This is a genomic window from Microcoleus sp. PH2017_08_TRC_O_A (assembly GCF_020738665.1).
Taxonomy (GTDB): domain Bacteria; phylum Cyanobacteriota; class Cyanobacteriia; order Cyanobacteriales; family Microcoleaceae; genus Microcoleus.
Map to the genome: position 1 here is coordinate 1 of NZ_JAEQCE010000182.1, position 3,349 is coordinate 3,349.

The 3,349-nt window shown below is 44.3% G+C and carries 4 protein-coding genes; 1 reads left to right on the forward strand and 3 read right to left on the reverse strand.

Translation table 11 applies throughout. The features are described 5' to 3' along the window. Positions 1 to 37 precede the first annotated feature (37 nt). Together JGK22_RS32780 and era are read right to left on the reverse strand one after the other, a co-directional pair. The gene (locus JGK22_RS32780) at positions 38 to 325 is read right to left on the reverse strand and encodes a type II toxin-antitoxin system Phd/YefM family antitoxin (protein WP_293187165.1); all 288 of its coding nucleotides are present in this window, start codon (positions 323 to 325) and stop codon (positions 38 to 40) included. A 174-nt stretch (positions 326 to 499) separates the two neighbouring features. Continuing rightward, positions 500 to 1,411 carry a GTPase Era gene (gene era / locus JGK22_RS32785; RefSeq protein WP_293193979.1) on the reverse strand — a complete coding sequence of 304 codons (912 nt, stop codon included), beginning with the start codon at positions 1,409 to 1,411 and terminating at the stop codon, positions 500 to 502. Between the two features lie 506 nt (positions 1,412 to 1,917). Here era and JGK22_RS32790 point away from each other — a divergent pair. Next, complete coding sequence (locus JGK22_RS32790; protein ID WP_293187163.1) at positions 1,918 to 2,337, forward strand: hypothetical protein; 420 nt, start codon at positions 1,918 to 1,920, stop codon at positions 2,335 to 2,337. A 372-nt stretch (positions 2,338 to 2,709) separates the two neighbouring features. On the opposite strand, the gene JGK22_RS32795 is transcribed toward JGK22_RS32790, so the two are convergent. Further along, positions 2,710 to 2,976, reverse strand: coding sequence for a hypothetical protein (locus JGK22_RS32795; protein ID WP_293187164.1), 267 nt, complete (start codon positions 2,974 to 2,976; stop codon positions 2,710 to 2,712). Positions 2,977 to 3,349: the final 373 nt, after the last annotated feature.

The following is a 3,349-nucleotide window of genomic DNA, read 5'->3' on the forward strand; positions in this document are numbered from 1 at the left end:
TATATTTTCTATGTCATGAATAGCAGTAGGAGATATCTCAACTCGGTAGGTCATATTTTTTTTGAAGCTCTTCAAAAGCTTGATGAATAGAAACCCCTTTACCTTGATCAAATTCCCCTAAGCTTTGACGAATACCTGCAAGAGTTTCAAGAATTTCTAACCGATTAAGTAGTTTTTCATAACTTTCCGCATCCTGAAGCACAGCAACCGCTTTACCATTAATGGTAATTACTATTGGTGTTTTATCTGTTTCAAACTGATGAAGCAACTCAGGAGCTTCCTGTTGAAATTGATTCAGGGGACGGCTATGGGAGAGGTTAAGCATGGTGTTCACTTTTTTTGAGTGTTGTTAACAAGTTAGCAAAATATTATTTTTTATTGCCTAAGTTATAAAGGCACCTCAATCCCCAACTCCTCACAAAACCCCCGAATCACCCGATCGCTACCACCAGCCGCCACTTTCAGTATAATCGCGAACATCCCGCAAACCACTAAAATTTTACTCTTCCACGCGATAGCCCAATTCGGCCAAACGGGTGCGGGACTGCCGCCATTTCGGCTGCACCTTGACAAATAACTCCAAATATACTTTACCTTCAATTAACTTTTGAATCTGTTCCCGGGCCGCACTGCCGATCGACTTGAGCATACTGCCGCTTTTACCGATTAAAATACCTTTTTGGGAATCCCGCTCGACGTGAATCGTCGCCAGAATGCGGGTAATCTTCGCTTCTTCTTGAACAATGTCGATCGCGATTGCTACAGAATGCGGCACTTCTTCCCGCGTCAGCAGCAAAATCTGTTCCCGAATCAACTCGCCCATAATAAACCGTTCCGGCTGGTCAGTCACCAAATCTGGCGGATAATAGTAAGGCCCAACCTCCAAATGTTCGATTAACAATTGTTGCAGTGGCTCGACACCCTCGCCCGTGAGAGCCGAAAACTTGACCACTGGCCACTGAGGATTGACAATTTGCTCGTAGGTGCGATCGATCAACACGGAATCCTCCGGTTGTTCGTCCAGCTTATTCATCCCCAAAATCACTGGAATTTTGCAATTGCTGAGAATTTCGATAATATATCGATCGCCCCCACCCGACTCCACCGAACCATCCACCACAAACAGCACCACATCCACCGACTGAATCGCCGCGCGCGCATTCTGCACCAAAACCTTACCCAGTTGGTGATGCGGCTTGTGAATTCCGGGAGTATCGACAAAAATAATTTGTGCTTCCGGCGTCGTCAGGATGCCCCGCAGCCTGTTGCGCGTCGTCTGAGACACCGGCGAAGTAATGGCAATTTTCTGTCCTACCAACTGATTCATCAGGGTGGATTTGCCAACATTCGGGCGCCCGATAATACCCACAAAGCCCGACTTGTAGCCCGCAGGAGCCGCGGGAACACCCATGATTTCCGATACGTCGATAAATTTACTATCTTCCACTAAAATCACCTATTTTCAAGCCCCTTCTCTGTCTATTGTCGCCTGAAAATACTCAAACGCCCATTGATGCACTCTAGCATCTTTCTTCCGCTGGTATAGCGCATAACACTCAAAGGGCGATCGAGCCGTCAACCAGTGTTAAAACGCCACAGGCGATCGACAAAACTTGATATCTGAGACAAAATTTGATAAAGTTCCAATGACATCGATCGAAAATGAATCATTCTGGTAAAATCGAGTCCCCAACGCTGTAACAACTTCAGATGTGTAAATGTCTCACTCAACTGAAACCATTCTACAGTTTGTCAGACCAACCAGTTTGTACGTTTTTGAAGATGTATGGTAATAAATTAGATGGGTCAAAACCAAGATAAAAGTTCATTAGCATTAGATTTTTTATAAATTAAAGCTAATGTTTTTGTCCCTACCTAATTAGTGCTAACCGTCATAAAGTTGAGGAGATGAATCGGATGAAATCGAAATTATTTTGGAGTTGCTGCACCGTATTGGTAGCCAGCTTGCCTATTCCTGCCTTCGCTCAAACAGCCCCTCAAGCAGGTATTGACTACAAAGGCGGCTCAAAGAACTACCAAACAGTACCGGGCAAAATTCCTGAAAGAACTTTACCCAAAGCCTTTGACTTTCCAATTATTACTAATGTTGCTACTGACACTAGCATCACCACAGATCACCTAATTACCGAGCAGTTTCGCGCGCCCGCGACTCGTACAGAATACACCCGCGCTCTCACCACCTGGTCAGAATCAATCAGAGAATGTCTGGGTAAACAGCCCCGCTTGATCCGGGCCAGCACCAAGAACCCGATTCAGATTAATGGCAAAGTAGGCACGATTGTCAGAAATGCAAATAACCGTGCAGTTTGCAAATAAGCGAGTAAGTTCCGCTGTCTGAAGACAAAAACTAGAAAGTGTTTTTACACAAAAAGAGCAATAGTTTTCTATTGCTCTTTTTGTTGGCAAAATGTCAATGAATTAGTTTGTAGTGAGGACTTCAGTCCTTCTTAATTTCTGAGGACTCGCATTCCTCACTACAAACGAGATAATGCAGAAACCTGGTTTTTTCCAAAAATATGCTGTGAAACCTGAAGGATATAGATTTCAAACTATAATTTTCGATTAAGGAATGAGAATTAAATAACTTCGACAGGTTTGTGGGATGGGCGTCCCGCCCGTCCAAAAACGACGGGCGGGACGCCCATCCCACAATAACAATTAAAATTGTAAGTTATTTAATTTGCGATCCTAAGTAGCGCAAAATTCATTCGTACTCAGCAAAATTTCCCCATAATCAGGAATCCAAGCCAGCCACTTTTGGTCGGAGCACTGACACAACAACCACGCTTCGTCAAAACTGAATGCTGTTGGCGGATTGAACAATTTGACCCACATCGAAGGAGCCAATTTTGGTGCAGGTACGGCGCAGCCAAATTTTGCCCAGTCCAAGGCACTCGCGGCGCTGGCTAGCGTTGCTTGCGGTTGCCGACTACGAATATCTGTTTGCAGTTGCATAACTACTCCTGTAGAGCTAAAAGTCAGCACGCCTTGCGGGGTTTGAAACTGTAACTTAATTTATGGACAAAGCTACCCATCCTTGACTATTTGGGTAGCTTTTTGAGCAAATTGTGGCGGCGCGAGACTATTTGCCCCTGGTTCAATTTGTTTTTGCCCCCGTGCCATTGGATTACAGATGTGGGCGTCTTGCGTCAGAGAAATCTGCATTTGGACTGATTATAATTTTTTACCTGCCATGTTGACGCTCGCAGGAACTCGTATATAATACAAGGCACAATACATTTACTCATGTCGAGTCAAATGCAGCTCGTAGAAAAACACGTAATTAACAAACAACATAGATTTTGGAAAGAATGCGATTATTTGGCAT

Excerpts from the sequence above, each read along its gene's own strand:
- JGK22_RS32780 (WP_293187165.1), bottom strand. The coding sequence starts at position 325 with ATGCTTAACCTCTCCCATAGCCGTCCCCTGAATCAATTTCAACAGGAA.
- era (WP_293193979.1), bottom strand. The coding sequence starts at position 1,411 with ATGGGTGTTCCCGCGGCTCCTGCGGGCTACAAGTCGGGCTTTGTGGGT.
- JGK22_RS32790 (WP_293187163.1), top strand. The coding sequence starts at position 1,918 with ATGAAATCGAAATTATTTTGGAGTTGCTGCACCGTATTGGTAGCCAGC.
- JGK22_RS32795 (WP_293187164.1), bottom strand. The coding sequence starts at position 2,976 with ATGCAACTGCAAACAGATATTCGTAGTCGGCAACCGCAAGCAACGCTA.